Origin of the sequence: Burkholderia sp. SIMBA_051 (assembly GCF_046534915.1) — a bacterium.
In the GTDB taxonomy this organism is placed as follows: domain Bacteria; phylum Pseudomonadota; class Gammaproteobacteria; order Burkholderiales; family Burkholderiaceae; genus Burkholderia; species Burkholderia ambifaria.
In genome coordinates this window covers 1-238 of sequence record NZ_JAWRXS010000854.1, presented here as the reverse complement: position 1 = coordinate 238, position 238 = coordinate 1, and the positions used below count along the sequence as shown (strand labels likewise).

1 protein-coding gene is annotated in these 238 nt (G+C 68.9%); it reads left to right on the top strand.

Annotated elements, in window-relative coordinates; genetic code table 11:
- Positions 1 to 238, top strand: a 238-nt coding sequence (locus tag SB771_RS36865) for a glutamate--cysteine ligase (RefSeq protein ID WP_410722268.1), incomplete at both ends; no start/stop codon positions are given.

The following is a 238-nucleotide window of genomic DNA, read 5'->3' as shown; positions in this document are numbered from 1 at the left end:
GTGATCGTGCAGGAAGGCGTCTATACGTTCGAGCGCGTCGGCGACGAAGTCGCCGAGCCGGTCGTGTACATGATCGACCGCTATGTGGTCGGCGGCTTCTACCGCACCCACGGCGGCCGCGAGCGCGACCAGAACCTGAACGCGCCGGGCATGCATTACGTGCCGCTCGGCTTCGAGCACACCGCGCTGCCGGATGCCGGCGCGAAGCCGGGCGCCGCGCCGCCGAACCGCTTCTACA